This is a genomic window from Novosphingobium oxfordense (genome assembly GCF_044029435.1).
GTDB lineage: Bacteria > Pseudomonadota > Alphaproteobacteria > Sphingomonadales > Sphingomonadaceae > Novosphingobium.
Genome location: NZ_CP147005.1, coordinates 2675339 through 2696911 on the forward strand (window position 1 = coordinate 2675339; position 21573 = coordinate 2696911).

Annotated in this window: 35 protein-coding genes and 1 pseudogene; 19 read left to right on the forward strand and 17 right to left on the reverse strand. The window is 61.2% G+C overall.

What is annotated here, in order from left to right; genetic code table 11:
• The first annotated feature begins 7 nt into the window (after nucleotides 1-7).
• Nucleotides 8-1042 carry an SIS domain-containing protein gene (locus WBP07_RS12415; RefSeq protein WP_395391395.1) on the forward strand — a complete coding sequence of 345 codons (1035 nt, stop codon included), beginning with the start codon at nucleotides 8-10 and terminating at the stop codon, nucleotides 1040-1042.
• Nucleotides 1039-2172: an N-acetylglucosamine-6-phosphate deacetylase gene (gene nagA / locus WBP07_RS12420; RefSeq protein ID WP_395391397.1), complete on the forward strand. Its 1134-nt coding sequence runs from the start codon at nucleotides 1039-1041 to the stop codon at nucleotides 2170-2172. The genes WBP07_RS12415 and nagA overlap by 4 nt, the downstream gene beginning before the upstream one ends.
• Here the strand turns inward: nagA and WBP07_RS12425 are convergent.
• On the reverse strand, nucleotides 2125-2478 hold the full coding sequence (locus WBP07_RS12425) for a hypothetical protein (RefSeq protein WP_395391399.1): 354 nt from the start codon (nucleotides 2476-2478) through the stop codon (nucleotides 2125-2127). The genes nagA and WBP07_RS12425 overlap by 48 nt on opposite strands.
• On the opposite strand from WBP07_RS12425, the gene WBP07_RS12430 reads away from it, so the two are divergent.
• Nucleotides 2455-4185 (forward strand): DUF885 domain-containing protein, encoded by a 1731-nt coding sequence (locus WBP07_RS12430; RefSeq protein WP_395391401.1) that lies wholly within the window; start codon nucleotides 2455-2457, stop codon nucleotides 4183-4185. The two genes, WBP07_RS12425 and WBP07_RS12430, sit on opposite strands and share 24 nt — an antisense overlap.
• 308 nt (nucleotides 4186-4493) lie before the next feature.
• On the opposite strand, the gene WBP07_RS12435 is transcribed toward WBP07_RS12430, so the two are convergent.
• Entirely contained in the window at nucleotides 4494-5696 is a 1203-nt protein-coding gene (locus WBP07_RS12435) for a M24 family metallopeptidase (RefSeq protein ID WP_395391403.1), read from the reverse strand.
• Between the two features lie 123 nt (nucleotides 5697-5819).
• Between WBP07_RS12435 and WBP07_RS12440 the strand changes: the two genes are divergently transcribed.
• Both WBP07_RS12440 and WBP07_RS12445 read left to right on the forward strand, forming a co-directional pair.
• Entirely contained in the window at nucleotides 5820-6731 is a 912-nt protein-coding gene (locus WBP07_RS12440; RefSeq protein WP_395391405.1) for a dihydrodipicolinate synthase family protein, read from the forward strand.
• Between the two features lie 525 nt (nucleotides 6732-7256).
• Entirely contained in the window at nucleotides 7257-7640 is a 384-nt protein-coding gene (locus WBP07_RS12445) for a helix-turn-helix domain-containing protein (RefSeq protein WP_395391407.1), read from the forward strand.
• A 65-nt stretch (nucleotides 7641-7705) separates the two neighbouring features.
• On the opposite strand, the gene WBP07_RS12450 is transcribed toward WBP07_RS12445, so the two are convergent.
• From WBP07_RS12450 to WBP07_RS12520, 15 genes are all read right to left on the reverse strand, one after another.
• Nucleotides 7706-8185, reverse strand: coding sequence for a hypothetical protein (locus tag WBP07_RS12450; RefSeq protein WP_395391409.1), 480 nt, complete (start codon nucleotides 8183-8185; stop codon nucleotides 7706-7708).
• A 49-nt stretch (nucleotides 8186-8234) separates the two neighbouring features.
• Nucleotides 8235-8459, reverse strand: coding sequence for a hypothetical protein (locus WBP07_RS12455; RefSeq protein WP_395391411.1), 225 nt, complete (start codon nucleotides 8457-8459; stop codon nucleotides 8235-8237).
• 40 nt (nucleotides 8460-8499) lie between these two features.
• The gene (locus WBP07_RS12460; protein WP_395391413.1) at nucleotides 8500-8718 is read right to left on the reverse strand and encodes an AlpA family transcriptional regulator; all 219 of its coding nucleotides are present in this window, start codon (nucleotides 8716-8718) and stop codon (nucleotides 8500-8502) included.
• Nucleotides 8711-9559 carry a hypothetical protein gene (locus tag WBP07_RS12465; RefSeq protein WP_395391414.1) on the reverse strand — a complete coding sequence of 283 codons (849 nt, stop codon included), beginning with the start codon at nucleotides 9557-9559 and terminating at the stop codon, nucleotides 8711-8713. Before WBP07_RS12465 ends, WBP07_RS12460 begins: the two co-directional genes overlap by 8 nt.
• Entirely contained in the window at nucleotides 9559-9885 is a 327-nt protein-coding gene (locus WBP07_RS12470) for a hypothetical protein (protein WP_395391416.1), read from the reverse strand. Before WBP07_RS12470 ends, WBP07_RS12465 begins: the two co-directional genes overlap by 1 nt.
• Nucleotides 9882-10418, reverse strand: a complete 537-nt coding sequence (locus tag WBP07_RS12475) for a hypothetical protein (RefSeq protein ID WP_395391418.1) — start codon at nucleotides 10416-10418, stop codon at nucleotides 9882-9884. Before WBP07_RS12475 ends, WBP07_RS12470 begins: the two co-directional genes overlap by 4 nt.
• Entirely contained in the window at nucleotides 10415-12316 is a 1902-nt protein-coding gene (locus WBP07_RS12480) for a ParB/RepB/Spo0J family partition protein (RefSeq protein WP_395391420.1), read from the reverse strand. Before WBP07_RS12480 ends, WBP07_RS12475 begins: the two co-directional genes overlap by 4 nt.
• Nucleotides 12317-12634: 318 nt before the next feature.
• Nucleotides 12635-12871, reverse strand: a complete 237-nt coding sequence (locus WBP07_RS12485) for a DUF2312 domain-containing protein (protein ID WP_395391422.1) — start codon at nucleotides 12869-12871, stop codon at nucleotides 12635-12637.
• On the reverse strand, nucleotides 12864-13403 hold the full coding sequence (locus WBP07_RS12490; protein ID WP_395391424.1) for a hypothetical protein: 540 nt from the start codon (nucleotides 13401-13403) through the stop codon (nucleotides 12864-12866). The genes WBP07_RS12485 and WBP07_RS12490 overlap by 8 nt, the downstream gene beginning before the upstream one ends.
• Nucleotides 13396-13683 carry a hypothetical protein gene (locus WBP07_RS12495; protein ID WP_395391426.1) on the reverse strand — a complete coding sequence of 96 codons (288 nt, stop codon included), beginning with the start codon at nucleotides 13681-13683 and terminating at the stop codon, nucleotides 13396-13398. The genes WBP07_RS12490 and WBP07_RS12495 overlap by 8 nt, the downstream gene beginning before the upstream one ends.
• Nucleotides 13680-14111: a hypothetical protein gene (locus WBP07_RS12500; RefSeq protein ID WP_395391428.1), complete on the reverse strand. Its 432-nt coding sequence runs from the start codon at nucleotides 14109-14111 to the stop codon at nucleotides 13680-13682. Before WBP07_RS12500 ends, WBP07_RS12495 begins: the two co-directional genes overlap by 4 nt.
• Entirely contained in the window at nucleotides 14108-14371 is a 264-nt protein-coding gene (locus WBP07_RS12505) for a hypothetical protein (RefSeq protein WP_395391429.1), read from the reverse strand. Before WBP07_RS12505 ends, WBP07_RS12500 begins: the two co-directional genes overlap by 4 nt.
• Nucleotides 14372-14467: 96 nt before the next feature.
• Entirely contained in the window at nucleotides 14468-15010 is a 543-nt protein-coding gene (locus WBP07_RS12510) for a hypothetical protein (protein ID WP_395391431.1), read from the reverse strand.
• On the reverse strand, nucleotides 15007-15162 hold the full coding sequence (locus WBP07_RS12515) for a hypothetical protein (RefSeq protein ID WP_395391432.1): 156 nt from the start codon (nucleotides 15160-15162) through the stop codon (nucleotides 15007-15009). Before WBP07_RS12515 ends, WBP07_RS12510 begins: the two co-directional genes overlap by 4 nt.
• A 26-nt stretch (nucleotides 15163-15188) precedes the next feature.
• The gene (locus WBP07_RS12520) at nucleotides 15189-15509 is read right to left on the reverse strand and encodes a transcriptional regulator (RefSeq protein WP_395391433.1); all 321 of its coding nucleotides are present in this window, start codon (nucleotides 15507-15509) and stop codon (nucleotides 15189-15191) included.
• An 85-nt stretch (nucleotides 15510-15594) separates the two neighbouring features.
• Here WBP07_RS12520 and WBP07_RS12525 point away from each other — a divergent pair, with 85 nt between their 5' ends.
• The 14 genes and pseudogenes from WBP07_RS12525 (at nucleotide 15595) to WBP07_RS12590 (ending at nucleotide 21408) form a co-directional block, all read left to right on the forward strand.
• Nucleotides 15595-15951, forward strand: coding sequence for a helix-turn-helix domain-containing protein (locus WBP07_RS12525; protein WP_395391435.1), 357 nt, complete (start codon nucleotides 15595-15597; stop codon nucleotides 15949-15951).
• A gap of 175 nt (nucleotides 15952-16126) precedes the next feature.
• Complete coding sequence (locus WBP07_RS12530; RefSeq protein WP_395391437.1) at nucleotides 16127-16702, forward strand: hypothetical protein; 576 nt, start codon at nucleotides 16127-16129, stop codon at nucleotides 16700-16702.
• Nucleotides 16703-16767: 65 nt separating this feature from the next.
• Nucleotides 16768-17031, forward strand: a complete 264-nt coding sequence (locus tag WBP07_RS12535; RefSeq protein WP_395391438.1) for a hypothetical protein — start codon at nucleotides 16768-16770, stop codon at nucleotides 17029-17031.
• Nucleotides 17032-17035: 4 nt separating this feature from the next.
• Nucleotides 17036-17095, forward strand: a pseudogene (locus WBP07_RS12540) (zinc ribbon domain-containing protein); the annotation flags it as partial.
• Nucleotides 17096-17155: 60 nt separating this feature from the next.
• The gene (locus tag WBP07_RS12545; RefSeq protein ID WP_395391440.1) at nucleotides 17156-17278 is read left to right on the forward strand and encodes a hypothetical protein; all 123 of its coding nucleotides are present in this window, start codon (nucleotides 17156-17158) and stop codon (nucleotides 17276-17278) included.
• On the forward strand, nucleotides 17275-17601 hold the full coding sequence (locus WBP07_RS12550; RefSeq protein ID WP_395391441.1) for a hypothetical protein: 327 nt from the start codon (nucleotides 17275-17277) through the stop codon (nucleotides 17599-17601). Before WBP07_RS12545 ends, WBP07_RS12550 begins: the two co-directional genes overlap by 4 nt.
• Nucleotides 17602-17625: 24 nt before the next feature.
• Entirely contained in the window at nucleotides 17626-17931 is a 306-nt protein-coding gene (locus tag WBP07_RS12555) for a hypothetical protein (RefSeq protein ID WP_395391443.1), read from the forward strand.
• Nucleotides 17928-18497 (forward strand): hypothetical protein, encoded by a 570-nt coding sequence (locus WBP07_RS12560; protein WP_395391445.1) that lies wholly within the window; start codon nucleotides 17928-17930, stop codon nucleotides 18495-18497. The genes WBP07_RS12555 and WBP07_RS12560 overlap by 4 nt, the downstream gene beginning before the upstream one ends.
• Nucleotides 18498-18736: 239 nt before the next feature.
• Nucleotides 18737-19165, forward strand: a complete 429-nt coding sequence (locus WBP07_RS12565; RefSeq protein WP_395395789.1) for a HEPN domain-containing protein — start codon at nucleotides 18737-18739, stop codon at nucleotides 19163-19165.
• Nucleotides 19132-19623 (forward strand): hypothetical protein, encoded by a 492-nt coding sequence (locus WBP07_RS12570; protein ID WP_395391447.1) that lies wholly within the window; start codon nucleotides 19132-19134, stop codon nucleotides 19621-19623. The genes WBP07_RS12565 and WBP07_RS12570 overlap by 34 nt, the downstream gene beginning before the upstream one ends.
• A 13-nt stretch (nucleotides 19624-19636) precedes the next feature.
• The gene (locus WBP07_RS12575; RefSeq protein WP_395391448.1) at nucleotides 19637-19939 is read left to right on the forward strand and encodes a HigA family addiction module antitoxin; all 303 of its coding nucleotides are present in this window, start codon (nucleotides 19637-19639) and stop codon (nucleotides 19937-19939) included.
• Nucleotides 19940-20192: 253 nt separating this feature from the next.
• Complete coding sequence (locus WBP07_RS12580) at nucleotides 20193-20594, forward strand: helix-turn-helix domain-containing protein (protein WP_395391450.1); 402 nt, start codon at nucleotides 20193-20195, stop codon at nucleotides 20592-20594.
• A gap of 109 nt (nucleotides 20595-20703) precedes the next feature.
• Nucleotides 20704-21147, forward strand: coding sequence for an ImmA/IrrE family metallo-endopeptidase (locus tag WBP07_RS12585; RefSeq protein WP_395391451.1), 444 nt, complete (start codon nucleotides 20704-20706; stop codon nucleotides 21145-21147).
• Nucleotides 21148-21282: 135 nt separating this feature from the next.
• Entirely contained in the window at nucleotides 21283-21408 is a 126-nt protein-coding gene (locus WBP07_RS12590; RefSeq protein ID WP_395391453.1) for a hypothetical protein, read from the forward strand.
• Nucleotides 21409-21573 lie beyond the last annotated feature (165 nt).

Genomic DNA, 21573 nt, shown 5'->3' on the forward strand with positions numbered 1-21573 from the left:
CAGGACCATGATCCAGAATCCCGAAACGACCCTGATGTTTGCCGAAGCGGCCGAAGCTGCCGAGGCCGTGGCCCGCCAGCACGCGCGCAACGCCAAGGCCCTTGCGGCCTTGGCCGAAAGCCTGCGCGCCGCCCCGCCCCGCGCGGTGGCGACTTTGGCGCGCGGCAGTTCGGACAATGCGGCCACACTGGCCCGCTATCTGGTGGAAACGCAGTTGCGCCTGCTGACCACCTCGGTCGCGCCGTCGGTCAGCTCAGTCTACGATTCGCCGCCCGACTATGCCGAGACGCTGATGATCGCGATCTCTCAGTCCGGCCGCAGTCCCGATCTGATCGCCGCGGCCCAGCACGCCCGCGAACGCGGCGCGCGCCTTGTTTCGCTGGTCAATGACGAAGCTTCCCCCCTCGCCACCGATGCCGAAGTGCTGCTGCCGCTCTGCGCAGGGCCGGAACGATCGGTGGCGGCCACCAAGTCCTATATCACCAGCGTCGCCGGCATTCTGGACCTGATTGCGGCGTGGAGCGGCGACGCCGAGCTTGCGGCCGCGCTGGACGGATTGCCCGCACTGCTTGCAGAAGCGTGGCAGCTGGATTGGAGCGCCGCACTCGAACCGCTGCGTGAGGCGCGCAACCTGTTCGTGGTTGCGCGCGGTCCGGCCTTTGGCGTGGCACAGGAAATGGCGCTGAAGATCAAGGAAACCTGCGGCTTCCACGCCGAAGCCTTCAGCGCCGCCGAAGTGCGGCATGGCCCGATGGCAATCGTCGAGAACGGTTTTCCGGTAATCCTGCTGGGCCAGGACGACGAATCGAACGAGAGCGTAGCGGCCCTTGCTCCGATGTTCGCCGAACGCGGCGCCACGGTAATCGGCGCGGGGATCGGAGACGTCCCCGGCATTACCCTGCCCACGCTGTCCGCCCATCCTATGCTCCAGCCGGTGCTGGCGGTGCAAAGCTTCTACCGCCTTGCCAACACCCTTTCGGTCGCGCGCGGCCGCGATCCCGACAGTCCGCCGCACCTTGCGAAAGTGACCCGCACCCTATGACCCGATTGGCGCTCGTCAACGCGCGCGTCGCCCTGCCCACGGGGCTGCGCGACGGCCTGTGCGTCATCGTCGAGGATGGGCGGATCGCCGGCATCGGTTCGGACGTCCCCACCAGTGCCGAGGTCGTCGACCTCGGCGGCGGCACGCTCGTGCCCGGCTTCATCGATACGCAAGTGAACGGCGGCGGCGGCCGGCTGTTCAACGACGATCCTTCGGTCGAAACCATCCGCGTGATCGCCGAAACCCACCGCCGCTTCGGCACCACCGGCCTGCTGCCGACGATCATCAGCGACGACCTCAGCGTAGTGGAAGCCGCGATCCGCGCCACGGACGAGGCGATCGAAGCCGGCGTGCCCGGCGTTCTGGGCCTCCATATCGAAGGGCCGTTCCTCGATCCCGCCCGGCGCGGCATTCATGACGGCGCCAAGCTGCGCCGGCTGGAAGACGGCTTTCTCGAACTGCTGGCATCCGCAAGGCACGGACGCACGCTGGTCACCCTCTCGCCCGAGAGCGCCACGCCCGATCAGGTCGCATGGCTGACCCGGCAAGGCGTGATCGTCGCCGCCGGCCATTCGGACGCGCCTTACGAAACGGTGCGCGCGATGATCGATGCCGGCATCACCGGCTTCACCCACTTGTTCAATGCGATGTCGCAACTGGCGAACCGCGCGCCCGGCATGGTCGGCGCGGCGCTGGAAGACGATGCGACTTATGCGGGCTTGATCGTGGACGGCCACCACCTCCACCCCGCCACCGTGCGCGTGGCCCTGCGCGCCAAGGGGCCGCAGCGGCTGATGCTCGTCACCGATGCCATGCCCAGCGTGGGCACGGACGATCCCGAATTCGTCCTGCACGGCCGCCGCATCCGCCGCGTAGGCGACAAGTTGCTGGGTGAGGATGACGTGATTGCCGGCTCGACCCTGACGATGGACGCCGCCTTGCGGCAAGTGCTGGCGCAGACCGGCATCCCGCTTGCCGATGCGCTCACCATGGCATCGGCCACGCCTGCCCGGTTCCTGGGCCTGCAAGACCAAACGGGCGCGATCGCACCCGGCCTTCGCGCCGATCTGGTGTTGCTGGATTCAGATCTTGCCGTGCGCCGAAGCTGGATCGGCGGCATCGCCAACTGACCCGAAATGAGACTGGCGGCGGGCATATCTTCCCATCACCTTCATCATGACTTGGGCGATCTTGCCAATAAACAAGGCGCGATAGCCGTTTGCCAGGATGTTGAGCGAGTTACACGCCGCCACATCCTGCTCGATTACAATTTTTCTCTCCCACGGGGCCCACACCTCTGCTACAGGGCCGCCGCAAGAAATACCGTATACTCGCATAAGATAGACGAAACCCGGAGGGTCGAGTTGTCCAAGTTCGCGTCTCGCGCCGCGGCTGCCTTTTTGTTGGCAGGCGTGACACTTCCTGTTCATGCCCATGCGGTTGAGGCTTCTGCCACCGCAGGAACTGCCGCCGATGCGCAGTTCAAGGCGATCACGGACAAGGAGTGGGCCTGGCGCAAGGAACAGCAGGGCGACGATGACGATGCCGGCAAGCTGAATGCACACCTGCCCGACGTTACGCCCGCCGCGCAGGCCACCCGCCTTGCCTACTGGCAGGACGTGCGCAAGCAGGTCGCCGCCATTCCGGCCGAGCAGCTTTCCCCGGCCGTGCGCGTGGACCAGCAGGTCTACCTCGACCAGGTCGACGTGCTGATCGCGCAGCAGAAGTTCCATGAGTGGGAAAAGCCGGTCAATTCGGACACCAGCTTCTGGAGCAATCTGGCCGGCATGGGCCGCCGTACTTTCTCCACCGAGGAGGAATACCGCCGCTACATCGCACTGATGAACGAATTCCCGCGCTATTTCCGCGACCAGACCGCCAACATGAAGGCTGGCCTGGCGCGCGGGTTTACCGCGCCGCAGGTAACGTTGAAGGGGCGTGACGAATCGATCGCCTCGGTCGCGGGCAAGGCGGCGGAGGACACCGTCTACTTCGAACCGTTCAAGGCCATGCCGGCGACGATCCCCGCCGCCACGCAGGCCGAACTGCGCGCGGCTGGCCTGAAGGCGATCAACGAGGCGGTGATCCCGGCGCACAAGGATCTGCTGGCCTTCGTGCGCGGCACCTATATCCCCGGTGCACGCAAGCCGCTGGCGGCCGAGGGTCTGCCCGACGGCAAGGCCTATTACCGCTCGGTCATCAAGGAATACGCGACGACCGAGATGACGCCGGAGCAGATCCACCAGATCGGCCTCTCGGAAATCGCCAAGATCCGCGCGGAAATGCAGGAAACCATGAAGGAGGCGAAGTTCGACGGCGACTTGCCCGCCTTCCTCCAGTTCCTGCGCACCGATCCTCAGTTTTATGTGAAGACGCCGCAGGAACTGCTGGACCGCGCCGCCTGGACCGCCAAGGAAGTGGACCGCAAAATCGGCCGCTTCATCGGCCACCTGCCGCGCCAGCGCTTCGGCATCATCCCGGTGCCTGACGACATCGCCCCGTTCTACACTGCCGGGCGCGGCGGGCCGGGCGTCTACCTCGTCAACACCTACGACCTGCCCAGCCGCCCGCTCTATTCGCTGCCAGCGCTGACGCTGCACGAGAGCGCGCCGGGACACGCCTTCCAGATGCCGATCGCGGCCGAGAACAAGGACCAGCCGGACTTCCGGCGCGAGACCTATATCTCAGCCTTCGGCGAAGGGTGGGCGCTCTATACCGAACGCCTCGGCACCGACATGGGCATCTACCAGACGCCCTACGAGAAGTTCGGCATGCTCAGCTATCAGGCCTGGCGCGCGGCGCGCCTCGTCGTCGATACCGGCGTCCACCATTATGGCTGGACGCGCGAGCAGGCGCAGCAGTACCTGCACGACAACACCGCCCTCTCGAACCACGAGATCGAGACCGAGGTAGACCGCTACATCGCATGGCCGGGTCAGGCGCTGGCCTATTACCTTGGCGAAATGACGATCATGCAGGGCCGCCGCAAGGCAGAGGCCGCGCTTGGCCCCAAGTTCAATATCCGCGCCTTCCACGATACTGTGCTGGCCTTGGGATCGGTGCCGCTGCCGATCCTGACCGCCCGGATCGACCAGTTCATCGCCGAAGGCGGCAAGGGTCCCTATCCCGACGAGGAGTCCTGACGATCGCGAGACGGGCGGCATAGACCGCCCGCCGGATCCGACGAGCCCACGGGTCGCAAGGAGGGGGCGGCAACGACCGCCCCCTCCGATTACTTTTCGAATTTTGCAGAGATTACGGCAGGCGCGCAGCTGCCAATTGGACCCCGCTTGCGTCGCGCGGGCTCCATACGCCACATCTCACTCCGTCGCCCCCGCGAAGGCGGAGGCCCCGCTTCCTTGTGCGATGGCTCGAACGTTGGAGATGAAGCGGGATCCCCGCCTGCGCGAGGATGACGAGAATGTGTTGGTGAGGTCGCTTTAGATTCCTCTCAACCGAACGGCTGATCGATCGAAGGCTGCGGCTCGGTGAACCACTTGGCACCGTTCTCGGTCACATAGAAGTGATCCTCCAGACGCACGCCGAAACGATCGGGAATGACGATCATCGGCTCGTTCGAGAAGCACATGCCCTGTGCCAGCGGCGTCTTGTCGCCGCGCACCAGATAGGCCGGCTCGTGGATCGAAAGACCAATGCCGTGACCGGTGCGATGCGGCAGACCTGGCAGCTTGTAGTCCGGCCCCAGCCCCGCCTTCTCCAGCACCGCGCGCGCCGCATAGTCGACCAGTTCGCACGCCTTGCCAGGCTCGACCGCATCGAAAGCAGCCTGCTGCGCCGTGCGTTCCAGTTCCCAGATCGCGCGCTGTTCATCGTTCGCCTGCCCGAACACGTAAGTGCGGGTAATGTCCGAGTGGTAGCCGGCAACGCGGCAGCCGGTATCGATCAACACGATCTCGCCTTCGTGCAGTTCGCGATCGCCCGGAAGCCCGTGCGGATAAGCGCTAGCAAGACCGAACTGAACGATCACAAAGGCATTGCCGCCCGGAGCCCCAATGGCGCGGTGCGCCTCATCGATGAACCGCGCGACTTCGCTGGCGCGAATGCCCGGGCGCAGGATGCTGGCGGCGCGGCGATGCACCTCCAAGGTCATCGACTTGGCTTGCTGCATCAGCGCCAGTTCGGCGGCCGACTTGAACATGCGGCAACCGTCGATCACCGGCGCGCCCGATATCAGCGTGGCCGAGGGCGCATCCTTGGCGATGCGATCCACGAACAGATAGCTCATCGCCGGATCGATCGCGAGGCGCGAGACGCCCTTTTCGCGCAGCGCTGCGGCGAGCAGCATCGTCGGGCTCTCATCCTCTTCCCAAAGGCGGAAGTCCGCCTCGATCAGCAGACCCGCCTCCAAAGTGCCCAGTTCGAAGCGCGGTGCGATCAGGATCGGCGCCCCGTCCACCGGCAGCAACATCGCCACCAGTCGCTCGGATTCGCTCCACGCGAGGCCCGCGAAATAGTTGAGACTCGCCCCGGCGGTAACCAGCAGCGCCTCGGCGCCGATGTCGCGCGTCAGGTGGCGGGCCTTCTCGATCCGCGCCATGCGCTCGTCCAACGTGATCGCCGGCGCGGGGTCGGCCCAAGGGCGGATTTCCGCCAGCTGTTCGGCCGCATTCGACCCGCCGATACCCTTAGTCACGGTACACTCCTGTCTTGATTGAGCGTGGGCGCTAGCACTTCCGCAGCCGCCCAGAAAGCCATTGTCGAGATGAATCTTATATCGTATACGAATGGTCCAGTCAATTTTCAGGAACACCGTACAATGCCTTCGACCAAGACGCTCTGGACCGGGGTCTACCCCGCAGCAACGACGCAGTTTGCCCCGGACTACTCGGTCGATTCCGATGCCACGCAGGCCGTGCAGACCGCGCTGGTCGACGACGGCGTGGACGGCCTGATCCTGCTCGGCACCTGCGGTGAGAACAACTCGCTGGAAGGCGATGAGAAGCGCAAGATCCTGGCCGGCGCAGTAGAAGCCGTCGGCGCACGCGTGCCGCTGGTGGCGGGCGTTTCCGAATTCACCACCGAACGCGCCGTCGCCTACGCCAAGGATGCCGAGAAGATCGGCGTGGACGCGCTGATGCTGCTACCGGCGATGGTCTACGTGCCCACCACCGAGGAACTGGTCGCCCACTTCCGCACCGTGGCCGAGGCGACCTCGCTGCCGATCATGCTCTACAACAACCCGCCGGCCTACCGCGTGAACGTCAGCGCTGAAGCGCTGGAAGCGTTGGCCGACGTGCCGAACATCGTCGCGGTCAAGGAAAGCGCGCCCGACACCCGCCGCTTCACCGACCTGATCAACCGCTTCGGCGATCGCTACTCGGTCATGGCCGGCCTCGACGACGTGGCGCTGGAAGGCATGATGCTGGGCGCCAGCGGCTGGGTCTCGGGCCTCACCAGCGCCTTCCCGCGCGAATCCGTGCGCCTGATCGCAGCCTTCAACGAAGGCAATATCGAAGAAGCCCGCGCGATTTATCGCTGGTTCATGCCGCTACTCCACCTCGATGCCGAGCACGACCTCGTCCAGTCGATCAAGCTGGCCGAAACGATCATGGGCCGCGGCACCGAACGCGTCCGCATGCCGCGCCTGCCGCTTTCCGGCAAGCGCCGTGAGGACGTGATCAAGTGGGTCGAAACCTGCAAGGCCACCCGCCCCTGCCCCGACGCCTGATCCATCGGGAACCTGTCGGCCATCTCAACCGAGATGGCCGCAACCAGAGCGCGCGATGCCCCCGCATCGCGCGCTTTTGCTTTGCAACGGCAGCCCTGTGCACATTTGAGCAAATCGGCGCATCTTTTACCTATTTGGGTTTCTGCGGATCACGTCGGCATGCCCAAATGAGCGCCGCGGTGGCGGTAACAAGGGACGAGATGGCGCCCAACAAGCCGACTATGCTGGGCGTGTCAGCGGAAAACTGGAACATGAAGCACCTCTCAGATTTATAAAACAAGATAAAGTCTAAATTCCTTCAAGTTCTTACCCGCACAAAAAATTTTAATCAAAGAATTTTAAAATGAAACAAAAGGCGTAATTTATTGCTCTTTGGCTATAGGTATCTTTTTTATGGGGACACATGCGGCCGGTTAAATGTTAAAAGACACGCCATGCCGGACCCAAAAAAAGGACAATTTGTCCCACAACTGAGAGTTTGTGTCCGCCATTTTTTAGCACTGCACCGCTTTCAGGAGACAAATCATGTGGCCATCACAAGAACGTTGGGGCGCAGAAACGACGCGACTCGGCTTTACTCTCGTTCCCAATCTTCTGTTCCGGTTGAACGCACACGAACAAACGAAAGACTATGAAAGGATCAATCCGACCGAAATGATCGTCCTGTTAACCATACTTTCACACTGGATTAACCCACAGGCCCAACCTTATCCGGGCATTGAGCGGATCGCGCGTTACACTAATTTGAGCGGGCGACATGTAAGGCGGGCAATTCATTCGCTTGTCGCGAAGAAATACCTAACCATTCACCGTCAAGGTGACATGGATAGTCGCAGGAATTCTTTCAGTTTTCGGCCAATTATCGAGAGGCTCGCCGAGGTGGCGAAAATCCTGGCTGAAGGACACTGATGAAAAAATCGGCGACGATTCCATTACAAAATTGGAAATCGCCGAGCGGCTGGGCCTCTTTCGCCCTAGCGGGCCTTCAAACTGAACTTCATCGGCGGCAAGCCAGCAGCCGCACGCATGACGGTCATCATTTTCTGTTGCCAACCTGGCGGCATCCGGATTTCCGAATCCAAAAGAATACGCGGATGCCAAACCGGGATGGCTAGAAAGTCATAGAAGCCTGACATTGCCCCAATTCGAGCCTCAGGGTCGCTCGTGCGCAACCGAACCCCAATACCTTTTGGCAAAGTACGCCAGGCGTTAGCGGCAAGCACGTGGTCGGGACGCCGTAAAAATGAGAAGACGAAGTCGGTAACCTGCTCGCCCAGCAAAAACGCCTTACGCCCGCCGCGCAAACCACCGCTGGCCACCAACGCCCTCAAGGTCGCTTCCGCTTCGTCCGGGAGGATGGCATCGCCCGCCCCTTCGACCCGATACCAGCGCTTGTTGAGGTCGGAGAGATCGAAGTGATGCTCCACCATCGGCCATTTGGCCGTGGAGCCCATTATCAGTCGGGAAAGGTTCGCCGTCGAAAGCGCCTCTGGATGCCATGCATCAGAAGGATAGGATCGACACGGCCCCATTCCAAGGATCAGCGGTTTCATCGATCCGCAGCATATCGAAATAACGATAGAGCCAGAACTGCAAAGAACCGCCGCTCAAGAGCGTACCGACAGCACTGCGCATCAATGGATGAAGAGCGCCATATTGGCAGTTTGGCGGAGCGGGAGGAATTCGAACTTCATGTAATTCACCATCGGAAATGCTTTGATTCAGCACCCGGATTGCCCCCCGAATGCCCCCTTCAGTGCCCCTCGTTTCAGGGGCGAACTGACCTCGTCGCTTTCCACTTTTCGATGTCCGCGAGAGGCCAGGCGACCGCCCGCGGCCCGATCTTCAAAGGCTTGGGGAAGCGGTTCTCAGCCATGTACTGGTAGATTGCGGACCGCCCGAGGCCGGTCTCGAGTTCGACCTCTTTCCGGCGCAGCAAGCGGCCAATACCCCCTTCGCGCGGCTGGATGGGTGCGGTTTCAGCCATCGGCCTGATTTCCTTCTTCTTGGTCTTTACGGGGAGGCTCAGCGTGTTGGTGCGTCAGGGGAGACCGGTCGCAGGTGGCCTCCCCCTCAGCCCCGGGGCTCATTCCCCTGAAGTCAATTCGTTCCACCTCGAACACGCCGAAACCGCATTCGTGCAGTGCGTGGATCATCGCGAGGCCACGGTCGATATAGTCACCTGCAGGGTTTTTCGCGGCGATCGAGTGCGCTTTGCCGATCGACCAGGCCCCTTCATTCGCGGGCTGATGTTGCGATGTGTAGGCTCTCCGCGGGCCCGGCATGTCGTATGCCGCTCCATAGCAGCCCAGCGCCCGCGTAACGGTCACGTGCATAGTCGCACTCGCCTGGTTCGCAGGTTCGGCGGGGCGCAGTGATGGGCGCTCAGTCATCGCCGCATGCGCCATGTCTGCGAAAGTCGCCATGAATGACGCTGGATGCTGCGAAATAACGTGGCTCGGCTCGGCACGCTTGAAAGCCTCAAACAGGACCAGCGCCATCGCATCAACCTCGGGGTTGTTGTGCCGCAACACCTGTTCGGCGGTGCGGGATCGCATGGCTGCGATCAGCGCGCGGATCGCAGCCTCCGCCTCTGCGTAGGTTCCGTCGCCACGGCCCTCAAGCACCATGCGCCCGGCTTCTATCGCCTCCACATCGCCCGCGGGCTCGCGGCGCAATTGCGCGGTTGCGATGACAGCTCCGGCTGAACCTTTCACCCGACTATCGTGTGGTTGCCCCACGAACTTGGCTGCCCGGTAACATGCAACCCCCGGCTCGGCCCGGCACTTCGGGCATGTGATCGAGAGCGGATCGCGTTGACTGACCATCACACCCCCTCCGATGCAGTGGCGGTGAGGCCGCGCAACCCGGGCAGCGGAACATGAATATCGGCAGGGAAGCCGTGAGCCTGCCCCTCGACGATGATGCGGCGCCAGCCGATCGGTATCTGTCCGTGGTATTCGTGCCCCTCGGGATAGGGCGTCCCGTAGACGCCTCTCCACCACTCAGCCCTGTTCTTCGGGGCATGCCAGGGGCGGCGAGCCTTCCACGCTTTGCCCGGCGTCTGCCCAGTCGGAAGCGTAGTCGAATATTCGAGCAGGTCTCCGAACTCGCGCGTGGTGAGCAGGACTGCACCGTTGATGAGCAGCTTCATACCCCCTGCACCTTCTGTACGATCGGCGGCGCTGCCGGGGCCGGGGCCGGGGCGGCGATGCGGACGAAGTCCAGAACCAGGACCTCGGGATTATCCTTCCAGGCGCAGGCCTTCTTGGAGAGGGACAGGTTCTGGTCCCATGCGCGGCCGAACGCGGCGCTGTGGGTGAAACCTTGCGCGCGGATCTCTTCGATCGGAATCGACTGGAGCAGCGCTTTACCTACCCAAGTCACGCGCAGGTGCTGGCGGTGCCAATCGCGGAGCAGCTCGCGCGCGTAACGTCGCTTGCCGAGTCCGGCCGCGACGCCATCGACGTCCGTTATGAAGGTGGGATTGGCGCGGCGAAGTTGCGCCTGCTGCGGTGACAGGTGGTCAACTTCGCGTGGCAGATGGAAGGGCTCTCGCACCCAAAGCAGATCGCCCGGCCGAAGGTTGGCCAGGCGTCCGCCGATCGGGCGATACAGTCTAGAGAGGTGGCCGTCGACGAGCTGCTCGATCTGCGGCTCGATGACGGTGAAGGGCTGGGATTTCACTCCACCACCTCCCTATTTTCGTACTGTCTGGTTGCCCCGTTTGCGGGGCCGTTTGCGACACCGAAGGACAGCAGCGAATGGACCCAGCCCTTATCCTCTGTGAGAACGGCCGACGTCGCGCTGATCAGCACGGGGTCGGTGAGCTTGTTCCAGGAACGGAATGATTCTGCGTCGACCTGGCCCTGGGCGAACTCCAGGCGCTTGAGACGCGGGAACAGTGAAACGAAGCGCGGCGTCGGGCTCCAGTAGGTACGGGCGTCGACATCGGAGATGGGGCAGACGCTTGCCAGAGCGTCATGCGCATCAACGCGCCAGCCTGGTGTGTTCGCCGATCGGAGCATAGCCAAACCCGCGAGGACCGCGCCGGCACGGCGTTTGATGTCGTCCCGAGCTCGATAAAACGCGAGGAATGCCTCCCCTAGATCCTCGATCGTCATGAACGGCTCTGCCTGCAGACGCTGCACTGCCTGCGTCCACACGGCGTGCGCCCACGTCTCCTCGAGCAGTGGTGCGACGTAATCGGTCGGCTCCGTATCGTCCGCGCCGCGCCATTCCGATGAGAGACCGCGCGCGCCCACATGCCGGTCCAGCGTGCCTTTCACCAGTTCGGACCGCAGTTGCGACCAGACGAGGTAGTCCCGGCCGGCGCTGCCACCCTCGTCCGCGTTATCGACGAGGAGTGCGCGGAGGATCTCGCGGCGGATCGAGCGCATCGCCTGCAAGCCATGGGCCGTGAGCCCATGCTCTTCTTTTACCGCAGCGCGGGCGGCCTGCGCGTCGCTATCGCCTGACGAAACGCCCAGCGCATCGCCTGCACGTACGGTCATGTCGATCGACGTGGTGGCCTTGGCGATCGCACCGCCGGCGACGGCACCGCGCTCGGCCTCCCGCTTCGCTTTGCGGCTGGCCCACCAGAACCGGGATTCCGCTTTGCCATCGGTGTCTACCAGGAGGGTCACGACTATGTCGCCTTCCGGAAGCTTCAGCGCGATTCCCTCTTTCGCCGAGACGGGACAAACCTCGAGCGCCTGGTCCGGGAATCCGTGCGCCAAGGGCGGCTGGGCCACGAAACGCAGATCTCGCCCGGTCCGCGCTCGCAGATCGTCGCGCAGGAACGCCAACTTGCTCTCCGCCAATTCGCGGAGGATGCCTTCGTCCAGGACGCGGCCTTGTTCTGGCCCTTCCTCGAACAGGTCGAGCTCGATGCGGCCGCCTGCCCTTGCATAGACCTCCGGATCGACGAACCTGAGGAGCCGCTCGTTTTCGGCGTCGCCGATCTTCAGGAAGGCGCGGATCTTGGCGGCGGTGCGCTCATAGGGCTGAAGACCAGAGAAGCGCGTCCAAGCTGCGCGCTGCAGTTCCTTGTCTGCGGTCGCGGCATAGGCCTTCGCTTCCTCGGGCGAGATCTCGCCATTGATATGCGCCTCGAAAATCTCCGCGATCAGCTGGCCGAGACGGATCTGCTGGGCGACCCAAATGGGGCGCTGCCCAAGACCCTTTGCGATCTGTTCGATCGACGACCCTTCGTCATGCGCGCGCGCAATACCGGCGTGGATCTCGTACGCACGCAAAGGGCGGCGCAGCAAATTTTCGGCGAGCGAAATTTCGGTAATCTTGGCCGGGTCTACATCCCGAACGATGACTTCGACGGGGTAGTCCGACGCCAGTTCGCCTTGCGATGCCAGGTACTGAAGTGCGCGCAGCCGGCGGCCGCCGGCAAGAACGCCGAACGATGCGCCACTATCCGCAGGCATCGGGTGAACAATGGGCGGCTCGATCAGGCCCATGCTCGGGATCGATTGGGCGATCGCCTTTACGTCCTCAGCATCCTCGACATTCGTACGGACATTAAGCGGCGAGACGACCAACTGATTCAGGGGAACGGTAACCATCGTCATGACAGAGCACTCCGTTGGGTGGCGCTCTTCGTGCGCCTGGCGGCCTTTCGGCGGGAGTTGAGTTTGAAGGAGAAAGCGAGTTGCTTGCCTTCGAACGGATGGGCTCGATCGAGCCCCCGGCAATCCAGGCATTTGCAGATACGACTGCGCGTGTTCACGGCCGACGCTCCGCATCGGCGTGCTCGCGGCGCCGGCGCAGCTCGTCCAGGATCTGGCGATCGTCTGCAGCCATCGGCAGCACAGTGCTGCGCGGCCGGCGCGATGAACGCGCACGGCGGCCGAACAGACCGAAGATCCAGGAAGCCCCCCGCGCGAACATCAGTCGATGCCCAGCGCAGTTTTGTAGGTGTCGAGGAGCATGTCCATTTCGCGGCGATCTTCCGGCTTCATTTTCCGGATGCGCAGGATCTGCCGCATGATCTTAACGTCGTACCCGACGGCCTTGGCCTCGTTGTAGACGTCACGGATATCGTCGCCGAGGCCCTTCTTCTCTTCCTCCAGGCGCTCGACGCGCTCGATCAGGAGGCGCAGGCGATCGTCAGTGGTTTCAGCCATGGACGCCTCCCACTGCGAAACCCTTGATTGCCCGGCCGTTCTTTCTGGCCGCGTCGATCATCGCTTCCTGAAGGAGATCGAGACGATAGTGCGTGATGCCAATCGCGACGCCGATCGCAGTGATTGCCACCCGCTCATCGCGGTCCGCGAAAACGAACTTATGGAGTTGGTCGGCGGCACGCTGCGCCGCGGTGAATGCGAGGTCTACGACCACGTCGACATGCGATGCAGGAATTCCCTTTCCGACCAACTGCTGGCGCGTTTGCTGCCGAAGCATCCATTCAGACGGATCAACCTTGGCGTCGGTTGCGGGCTCCGGCTGCGGCACACCGCCCGTGGCCTCCAGCACCGCAAAGGCCATGGCCCTCGCGTCTTCTGCCGCAATGCCCAATCCCGTTCCGATCGGCGCGGAAGTCCGGCCGATGCCGATGCAGATTTCGGTCCCAGCTGGGTTTTGCGAGACGCTGAGTCTGCTGTCAGCGAGAGCTATCGCCCAAAGCTCAGGCCATTTCGTGTTGCCGCCCTCAGCCATCGACCGTCTCCTCGGCCGGCAGATGGCGTACGTGCATCAGCTTTCCGAAGGAGCCGACCTTGCCGTAGACGACATCGTCGTTGATGGGATCGCCGTCGAAGCCAGAACGCATCGCGTATTCGAGGCAGGCAGGATTTCCATCGCAGTCCATCCAAGACTGCCCGGCGATGCGGTCCCACCAGTCCTCGATCCAGTAAGAATGCCCTTCGAATGAGCCACTGGCGATTACGACCGATCTGCCGGCAAGCGGGTGCGGCTGGCGATGTCGCTGCCTGATCATGCAAATTCTCCCTGTCGGATAGGCTGCGCCTGGTCGTCGCTGAGACACCCGGTGCAATGGTCTGAGGTGGGGCTTGTCCAGCTGCAGGGGCCGGAACTGGTGCGGCACGCATCGAGCCAGGTGCAGCCGCAGTCGCGGCAAATCTGCGGCTTAGGCAGCGCGCTCGCATCGTCGGCGTAGTGCCGCAGGAACAGCAGCTCGTAGACGTTGACGTCGAAAGCAAAGATTTGACGCAGAAGGCCGGCGAAAAATGGCGAAAGGCACGGTTCGTTTTCCTCGGCCGCATAGAGACGCTGCTCCAGCTTCCACACGTCTGCCTCGGTGATCGGACGGACCGGCCGGCCGAGCGCCAGCAGCGCCGCGGCGACCTCAACGACTTCAAGGCCGGCCGCGACGCGACGCTTCTGAAGGTAGGCGCCGGGGGTCATTGCTCAGCCACCTCAACGGCGCGGTATTCAACCCACTGAAAAATGACCATGACAGCGGCCGAATCGCCATCGCCCAGCATCTTCGCGTGAATCCGCGTCTGCCATTGCTGACCGTCGTTCCCAACGAGCGTCGCGGCTTCATCGTCCTTCCACTCAAAAACCTGCTCAGGAAGCGAGATCTGGTCGAATTCCTCCTTCGTCCGCGGCGCTGCATAGATCAGCGTGGGCGAAGAGACGGCGCAAAACTCGACATGCTGCATGGGGTTCACCGTGTTCCGAAGACGCGAGACAGCGCCGCGAAGGGCGCAAAGCCGATCGAGCGCGGGGAAAGCGAAGTACGTTGTGAGAGGGTGCCTCTATCCCTCTGCGGCGGGCGGCCCGGTCGCGCGCGGATCTCCCGCGAGATCCTCGAGCATGGTGGCGCTTTCGATGCGGCCGCCGTTTGCCAGCACCGCAACGAGTACGCGCGCGCGCTGATATACCTCGATCGCTTCATCAACCTGGTTGAGGGTCAGGCGATGATCGGTGACGTCAGCACCAGGCTGTGCCGATAGCACCAGGTGCGAAGTGGCCTCACCGCATTCGCGGATGACCAGCGCGGCCAATTTGCCCAGCGCGATCTCGTTTGCGAACCGGAACGCGCCAGCCTCGTCCAGCTGATAGGCGTAGGTTTCGAAAATGGGTGCGCCCTCGCCGCCGGCAGCGCGATAGGCCATGTCCAGCGCGATCGCGTCCGGAAGCGGGATCTGCTCTCGCCGATCCGGATCTCCCCACGCGCGCACAATGCTGCCGCTCTTGCGGCCAACGGCTTCAGCCATCGCGTTCCAACCGCCCTCGATCTGCCCGGCAATGCGGGCCAGGGCAGCATCGATCGTCAGGGGAGCGCGGCGCTTCGTCATGAATTGCCGGCCCGCGTCAGCTGTTCGGTCACGATGCTGAAGCGTTCCGCATTCCCATCCGGATAGAAAGACGAAATGCGAGCGGCGCCGGCGGACGCCCGGGGAACTGTAAAGCGGTCCCGCGATTGCAGCGCGGTCTGCGCGATCGTCACGCTATGTCCCTGAGACATGGGCACAATCACGACTGGAGACCGTGCAAAGGATCTTGGACCCCGGCGGCAGCGGCGGGGGTGGATGACGCTACCGCCGGGGATCCGCCCGACATGGGGACGGGCATCTGAAGTTCGATGGGATAAATGTCGGGAGCGAGTTCATGGCGCGAGATGCCGGTCGCAGCTTCCACCACGAGAACGTGCTTTGCAGGGATTGGCGTTTCGTTCTTCAGCCATCCATAAATCGTCGACTGCCGCCTACCGAGCAAGCGTCCAAACGCAGACTGCGAGCCGACCTTTCGGACAGCACGAGCAAGCGGTGAATCGGATTCATGCTCTAACGACATTCCGTTTGGCTAACGGTACGCCGTTAGATGGTCAATCGATTAATCGAAGTTGGCCCTATCATTTTTACGTTAGATAAGCGCCGCCATGGGTCTTGGTGATCGTATCGAAGAGCGGCGAAAGGAGGTTGGCATCTCACAGGCCGAACTCGCACGCCGCGTTGGGGTTCGGCAGAGCACCATAAATTCGCTCGTAAATGGCAATTCACGTACTTCGCGGTCGCTACTTAAGATTGCACGTGAGCTTCAAACAACGCCGGCGTACCTCACTGGGGAGTCTGACGACCCGGCGGGAAATTTGCCTTTGAGCGACATCGTTTTGTCCTCGGACGAGCGCGATTGGATTGAGTTGCTCCGCGGCCTTGAGATTCGGGACCGACAAGCGGTTCTTCAACTCACTCGGTCGCTTGCCACCAGCGCGAAGTCACCAAGTATCCACGACTAGGGGGCAAATTAGCTATGGGGGCGGGGGCAACATGTTAAACGGTCGGACTGCGCTTTGCGGCGCAATTGGTAGTATGCTACTTTTTTGCGTGGCTGGCTGCGACAGGATCAGCATACTTTTGCAGTCCGGTGCAGACTGTTCGAGTTCCGATAGCCAAGCGCTTGCTATCGAAAACTTGAAGGTGCAGATCCAAAATCGAATGTCCGACACTGACGCAAGTAGGATGTTTTTTCGGCGTCACGAAATCGCCACTGCTCTGGACGCCATAAAGTTCTCATTTGAAGATATCCGCTCTTCAAATGATCCAAGTAGCAAGAAGAAGCTTTGTACAGCGAACCTGAAGGCAATTCTGCCCGAAGGGTTTCTGAAGGACGCTGATCGACGCTTAACTTTGTCGCAACTCCCTGCGATCGAAGTAGGGCTCGCTAGGATCAGCGGACAACGGTCCGGCAGCACATTCGTCATGCCCGCCCACTTTGATGTGCAGCCCACGGACGACGGAACAAAAACGTTCGCCGAAATGGTAGATGCTGACGCGACTTACAATTTCCTCGCTATCCTCCTCGTCCCGCATCTTTCCGAAAGACTGTTCGATGAGCTCGATCGTAACGAAGCCCGACGCGATCAAATGCTCGCGGCAGATCAAACGGGCGATGATGAGGAGGTGGCAGATTCAGAACCGAACCTCCCTCAAGCCGATGCGACTGAAGGTGCGCCACAATCGATCGATGGGGGCGGGACAGTCCGTTGAACATTTTCCGATAGTTAAGCGTCTGATCGGGGGATTGGACGCACCGAAGTACAATAGGGGGCATCATGGCCAAACTTGAAGATATTGAAATTCACACCGGCAAAGCAGACTTCGCTTACAAGCCCATCCGCCGCCTCGAGGTAAAATGCGAAGCCTCAAATGCGTTGATGCCGGCGCCGACCGTCGACGAGGCCAACGGCAGGCTGCGCGCGATGGCGGCAAAACTTGGCGCAAACGCGGTAATCGAAGCCGAGTACAACAGCGGCATCAGCTTCACCTCGTGGAAGAGCCTCAAGGCCACCGGAATCGCCGTGGTGAAAGAGTTCTGACGAGATCACCTGTCCCGACTGCGCGGAGACAATCAAACGCGCAGCGAAGAAATGCCGCTTTTGCGGTTCCGAAATCACCTCCGCAGACGCGGATCCGGTTGACGCGTCGACGTCGGCCGCGCCGGTGCCCAGCGCTGCAAGCGCGCTTGCTCAGGAACCGCTGAAAGAAAACAACAACCCCGCGCTGATTATCGGGTTGGTCATCATTGCCCTTTTCATCTTCATGCTGATCGCTGGATCAGCATGAACGCCCACCACGGCATCCAACTCGACAGCCGCTACTCGCTCGAAGCGGAAATCAAGGACATGGAGCGCGCGATCGGCGCGATGAGCCAGCTGCTGCGCTCTCGCATCGAGAGCATCTGGTGCGATTCTAAAGCCTGCGCAGTCTACGACATCACCTTTCGCCCAGGTCCCTGGGATGACACGTTCATAGATGGGATCCGCAATGCCTTTGGAACCCTTGGCGGTCACAATGGCATCCATATCCAAGGCGGCCCCTCCCCGGTCTTCATCGCCCCGGAATGGGATGAGGATGATTTTCCGGATAGCCATACCAAGAATCGTTAAATCGCAAATTACTAGGGGGACATTTTGACACTTTATATCGTCGCATACGATCTCGTGAACGACAAAGATGAGCAAGACTATCAAGAGCTCTGGGATGCGCTCGATGGTCTGGACTCGGTTAAAATCCAGCTTTCGTTGTGGTTCGTTTCGTCAGACCTTTCTGCAACCGGTCTCCATGATCAGCTAAAGGCTCATATGCACAGCGACGATCGGCTGTTCATTTCTGAAATTGTCTCAGGCGGTTTCGCAGGATCTCAAGCTATGCAGGGCAGCAGAGCGTGGCTCGATGCACACCTCCCCCGCAAACGCAGCGGGAGTATCCCCGCATGAGTATCGCATACAACACCCCTGAAGCGCAGAAGGAATACGAGGCGTTGCACCGCGAGGCCGGGGAGGTCTTGTCTCGTTGGATGAGCGTCGAAGTGCAGGCCCAGCAAAGCTTTTGCGCCGCTCTTGAGGCTCGAAACGGTGCAGCTATGAAGGCTGTCTTTCGAGCAGCGATCAACGCCAATGCACGCCTCTCGATGGCCAACGAGGCGGTGACCCACTGCCTAGCAGAAATATCCGCCACGGATTTGTTGGATGAATGGAAGCGGCTGTACGATCGGGCTCGTAAACTCGCAAAGCGGCGCAACGCTGTGGCTCATAGCGAGGCCGTCATCCTGATGGGCCTCCCTGAGGACGGAGTTTCCAGGGCAGTCGGCGCGCGCCTGCTGGATCCGTTGGCGGAAGTCGAATTTCCCCCCAATCCATCGAAGCGCCTGGTCGAAGGCATCAGCGTGGGTCAATTGGTCGAAATGAAGGAACGGTTTCACAGCTTAGCCTTCGATCTCCAAACCCACCGAGAGAAGATGTACGAAGCGCAAAAGCGGTTTCGAGCATCGTCCGCACAGTGATTTCGTCGGCGGCGAAATGTTCATCGAGCAGTCCAGATTCGTCGAGCACCTTCGCCGCCGCCGCGACCATCTCTGATGTCACTTCGATCGGCTCGTTCATCTGCATCTCTCGCGGTTGGATCGTTCTAGGGTCACTTTAACCCTAAACCCGTGCAATCAAAAGCGGAGCACCCGTTGCGGTTAACAGCGAAGCAAACGATGGCATTAGACGAGAAAAGGAGTTGGCTGGGCACGTGAGCATGCCAAATCCTCAGTCAGTTTCCGAGTGGCTCGCAGTCGCCGATCGCCACGCTGAAACCGCGCGCACGCTTCTCGGCGCCGGTCAGTATGATAACGGCTGGTTTCATGCCGGCCTTTCTGTGGAGTGCACTCTGAAGGCAGCTATCATGCATACCGAACGCCTCAACCGCTGGCCGGAAAGGCATGAACGCCGCGAACTCTACACGCACGTTCTCCACCGGCTGTTGGATATAGCAGGCGTGGATTTGAATCAGGTAATCTCGGAACCGGTGGCACCTGCCCTTCATGTCACTCTTTCGTGGCAACGGGGTGAAGGCTACAATCCCAATGCGATGCCTAGAAAGGTTGCTTCAGACATGGTCGAAGCAGCCACTGGCATAAACGGAGTGAACAGATGGATCGAGACGCGCTTCCGCCTGCCTCGATAAAGGCTGGCCAGGAATTTGACGACGCCCTGCAAAAGCTCGGTTTCCGGGCCGATGGGCTGTTCTGGGCATGGGATCGCACCATCGAACAGTTCGTGCTCGTCCTGGTAACGGAGCATTTCGACTATGCTGGTCCGCATGCGGTATCCGGTGTGCTGCTGGACGCTTACCGCGCCGCCGCAACGCCGGCCGAGATCTCGCCCTTTATTGTTCGCGTCCACAGCCCGCGCCAGGCGATCATCCGCAACATGATGGTTGTTGATGCCCACGACCAAACCGGCAAGCGCGTGGAAAACATCAATGCTGCCGGAGAAATTGCCGACCTGCAGTACGTGAATCATTGGGTCTACCGCTGGCCGCCAACGGATATGATAAAGGCGACCAAGAAGAAGCGTGAGCCCACCGCACGAAGCCGTGAATGGCGGAAGATCGTCTCTGCCGTCGACCGGCTTGCGGCCTGATCATCACAGCGTAATGGCGATCAAGGTTCATTCCTCGTTCTTCGTTCACCCGGGCCCGTGGCTGCGGACGGAGTTTGTCGAAGCGTACGGCCTTACCCTCTCTGCAGTTGCCGAGGCCTTGGGCGTTACCCGTGTTGCCATGAGCAGCCTGCTCAACGGCGAGGCGGCGCTCTCGGCCGAGATGGCGATGCGTTTCGAGATAGCGTTCGGCGTCCAGGCCGGCACGCTGATGCGCATGCAGATCGATCACGATCTCGCCCAGGTGCGAGAGCGCGCGCACGAGTTGGGGGTAAAGCGCATCGCGGCGGCCGCCTGACAGGCGGAAAACACGGGGTACGCGGCGGGGGTACGGGGCTTTTTCGGCTGCGGCAGAAATGGCGGAATTACGCCGCATTGCGGCTCAACCACGGCGGAGGGTATATCCGCCCTTATACGCTCATCGATGTTCCGAGGTCCGTGTCGGCTTTTACCAGATTCGGTAAAAAATCATATTGAAGAAATTTACCAAATGCGGTAAACCTTACTTCGTCGACCTCTGTTGGGGGTGGTCACATCAAAGGAGAGTAAGCATGGCTACCGATCTGGGTGCCGTGGGGCAGTTAGAAGGAGCAGGGAAGTGGACACCATTCGGCGAGAAGCTGCGCGCAATCCGCAGAACTAAAGGTATTTTGCTGATTGATATGGCGCACCTTGCCGGCGTCACGCCTGGCTTCCTCAGCCTAGTAGAGACCGGAAAGAAACCCATTCCTGACCGATTAATCGCTGCCATTGTTGCAGGGTTTGACCTGGGTACAGCTGATGAGGCGGAGCTGCGAGAAGCCGCTGCTTGGTCCGTAAAAGAGTTTAAAATCCGCCTCGAGGCAGGTGCTGGACACTTCGATAGGAAAGTGGCTCACGCGCTTGAAAATGGCTTCGCAAAAATGTCCGGGAAAAACAAAGCGAAAATTCTAAAGCTGTTGGAAGAGGGCTGAAGCAATGGGTAGGTTCTTCCAGGCAGTTGACCCGATGACCCTTCGAGAGATTGAGTCACACGCAAATGCTCTGCGACATGCGTTTAGACTTGGCGCTAAAAACGTGCAGATGGTCAACCTTCTCGAACTGGTCCTGCCGGAAGTCCTCCCAGGGTTCGACTTCTATGTCCTGCCCGATGAAGAAATGCCGGGAATGGCAGGCGTGACAGCGACTGGCGGGCAACAAACGATCATCCTTTCTGAAAGCACCTACATTGGTCTCTGTCACGGAGATCGAGAGGCGAGGCACGTGGCTGCACACGAGCTTGGCCACCTCGTTCTGCACTCGGCTCAGACGCCCATGCTCGCGAAACGAACACGTAACGACACTCGGGTAGATCCCGAGTGGCAGGCGGATCGCTTTGCTGATTTGTGGCTGGTGCCCACAGATGGAGTTCGAAAATGCCGAAGCGCGAAGCACGTAGCGGCGAAATACAACGTGTCGGATGAACTGGCGGAACGCCGGTGGACAGAAGTGAAGATTGAAGGAATCCAGGGAGAGCTGTTCGAATGATCAACTCTCCCTGATCCTGTCACAGAACCGCGGCCCCTGTGCAGGTGAGCGTTCTGATCGAGTGGTGAGAACTCATGCATAGCATGAGCACGAGACAGACGCAAAGACCATCGGGCTGCGATAAACGAGGTCCATATGACCCATACTTCCGTGCCTGACGGCAAGCGCGTGATCTGGCGCCCTTGGATCACGAAGAATGGGAAGCGCATCTACGCTCGCCAATACGGCAAGCGCGCTTTCCCGATCATCGTGGACAAGTAACCTGACCACATCCTTCGGCTCCCTCTCAAAAAAGGGGGCCGGAGGGTGCAGCGGGCGGAAGCTGTGGCGAATAGGACCATGCCAACAGGGTGGTTCTAATGAGTGTTTTTGTTGTTAGCTGGAATTTGAACAAAGAAAAGTCGAATTATAGTGCCGCGCGCGCTG

What these genes read in the sequence shown, in the direction of transcription:
- WBP07_RS12415 (WP_395391395.1), top strand. Translation starts at nt 8, where the DNA reads ATGATCCAGAATCCCGAAACGACCCTGATGTTTGCCGAAGCGGCCGAA.
- nagA (WP_395391397.1), top strand. Translation starts at nt 1,039, where the DNA reads ATGACCCGATTGGCGCTCGTCAACGCGCGCGTCGCCCTGCCCACGGGG.
- WBP07_RS12425 (WP_395391399.1), bottom strand. Translation starts at nt 2,478, where the DNA reads ATGGGCATGAACAGGAAGTGTCACGCCTGCCAACAAAAAGGCAGCCGC.
- WBP07_RS12440 (WP_395391405.1), top strand. Translation starts at nt 5,820, where the DNA reads ATGCCTTCGACCAAGACGCTCTGGACCGGGGTCTACCCCGCAGCAACG.
- WBP07_RS12445 (WP_395391407.1), top strand. Translation starts at nt 7,257, where the DNA reads ATGTGGCCATCACAAGAACGTTGGGGCGCAGAAACGACGCGACTCGGC.
- WBP07_RS12450 (WP_395391409.1), bottom strand. Translation starts at nt 8,185, where the DNA reads ATGGGCTCCACGGCCAAATGGCCGATGGTGGAGCATCACTTCGATCTC.
- WBP07_RS12460 (WP_395391413.1), bottom strand. Translation starts at nt 8,718, where the DNA reads ATGGCTGAAACCGCACCCATCCAGCCGCGCGAAGGGGGTATTGGCCGC.
- WBP07_RS12465 (WP_395391414.1), bottom strand. Translation starts at nt 9,559, where the DNA reads ATGGTCAGTCAACGCGATCCGCTCTCGATCACATGCCCGAAGTGCCGG.
- WBP07_RS12470 (WP_395391416.1), bottom strand. Translation starts at nt 9,885, where the DNA reads ATGAAGCTGCTCATCAACGGTGCAGTCCTGCTCACCACGCGCGAGTTC.
- WBP07_RS12480 (WP_395391420.1), bottom strand. Translation starts at nt 12,316, where the DNA reads ATGACGATGGTTACCGTTCCCCTGAATCAGTTGGTCGTCTCGCCGCTT.
- WBP07_RS12485 (WP_395391422.1), bottom strand. Translation starts at nt 12,871, where the DNA reads ATGGCTGAAACCACTGACGATCGCCTGCGCCTCCTGATCGAGCGCGTC.
- WBP07_RS12490 (WP_395391424.1), bottom strand. Translation starts at nt 13,403, where the DNA reads ATGGCTGAGGGCGGCAACACGAAATGGCCTGAGCTTTGGGCGATAGCT.
- WBP07_RS12495 (WP_395391426.1), bottom strand. Translation starts at nt 13,683, where the DNA reads ATGATCAGGCAGCGACATCGCCAGCCGCACCCGCTTGCCGGCAGATCG.
- WBP07_RS12500 (WP_395391428.1), bottom strand. Translation starts at nt 14,111, where the DNA reads ATGACCCCCGGCGCCTACCTTCAGAAGCGTCGCGTCGCGGCCGGCCTT.
- WBP07_RS12505 (WP_395391429.1), bottom strand. Translation starts at nt 14,371, where the DNA reads ATGCAGCATGTCGAGTTTTGCGCCGTCTCTTCGCCCACGCTGATCTAT.
- WBP07_RS12510 (WP_395391431.1), bottom strand. Translation starts at nt 15,010, where the DNA reads ATGACGAAGCGCCGCGCTCCCCTGACGATCGATGCTGCCCTGGCCCGC.
- WBP07_RS12520 (WP_395391433.1), bottom strand. Translation starts at nt 15,509, where the DNA reads ATGTCGTTAGAGCATGAATCCGATTCACCGCTTGCTCGTGCTGTCCGA.
- WBP07_RS12525 (WP_395391435.1), top strand. Translation starts at nt 15,595, where the DNA reads ATGGGTCTTGGTGATCGTATCGAAGAGCGGCGAAAGGAGGTTGGCATC.
- WBP07_RS12535 (WP_395391438.1), top strand. Translation starts at nt 16,768, where the DNA reads ATGGCCAAACTTGAAGATATTGAAATTCACACCGGCAAAGCAGACTTC.
- WBP07_RS12550 (WP_395391441.1), top strand. Translation starts at nt 17,275, where the DNA reads ATGAACGCCCACCACGGCATCCAACTCGACAGCCGCTACTCGCTCGAA.
- WBP07_RS12560 (WP_395391445.1), top strand. Translation starts at nt 17,928, where the DNA reads ATGAGTATCGCATACAACACCCCTGAAGCGCAGAAGGAATACGAGGCG.
- WBP07_RS12565 (WP_395395789.1), top strand. Translation starts at nt 18,737, where the DNA reads ATGCCAAATCCTCAGTCAGTTTCCGAGTGGCTCGCAGTCGCCGATCGC.
- WBP07_RS12570 (WP_395391447.1), top strand. Translation starts at nt 19,132, where the DNA reads ATGGATCGAGACGCGCTTCCGCCTGCCTCGATAAAGGCTGGCCAGGAA.
- WBP07_RS12575 (WP_395391448.1), top strand. Translation starts at nt 19,637, where the DNA reads ATGGCGATCAAGGTTCATTCCTCGTTCTTCGTTCACCCGGGCCCGTGG.
- WBP07_RS12580 (WP_395391450.1), top strand. Translation starts at nt 20,193, where the DNA reads ATGGCTACCGATCTGGGTGCCGTGGGGCAGTTAGAAGGAGCAGGGAAG.
- WBP07_RS12585 (WP_395391451.1), top strand. Translation starts at nt 20,704, where the DNA reads ATGGTCAACCTTCTCGAACTGGTCCTGCCGGAAGTCCTCCCAGGGTTC.
- WBP07_RS12590 (WP_395391453.1), top strand. Translation starts at nt 21,283, where the DNA reads ATGACCCATACTTCCGTGCCTGACGGCAAGCGCGTGATCTGGCGCCCT.